The following is a 236-nucleotide window of genomic DNA, read 5'->3' as shown; positions in this document are numbered from 1 at the left end:
TTAGCCTGATCCACCAGCAGTGAAACTGGTGTTCAGTCTATTTCTATCACATATCCGAATTTTTAAAGAACGATCTGACAAAAGTCAGAAATCAACATTCATCAACGAATGTTCATTTCTAAGTTCTGACAAGTGACTGCGTACAGCGAAAGTGGTGGAGCCAAGCGGGATCGAACCGCTGACCTCCTGCGTGCAAGGCAGGCGCTCTCCCAGCTGAGCTATGGCCCCGTATTCTA

General features: G+C 47.0%; 1 tRNA gene. It reads right to left on the bottom strand.

Going from position 1 to position 236, the window contains the following annotated elements:
• Positions 1-152 precede the first annotated feature (152 nt).
• Positions 153-228: transfer RNA gene (locus tag JOY50_RS29435), tRNA-Ala, on the bottom strand.
• Positions 229-236 lie beyond the last annotated feature (8 nt).

The organism is Pseudomonas sp. BP01, from assembly GCF_022760795.1.
GTDB classification, from domain to species: domain Bacteria; phylum Pseudomonadota; class Gammaproteobacteria; order Pseudomonadales; family Pseudomonadaceae; genus Aquipseudomonas; species Aquipseudomonas putida_Q.
This window is presented reverse-complemented; position numbering and strand designations above follow the sequence as displayed.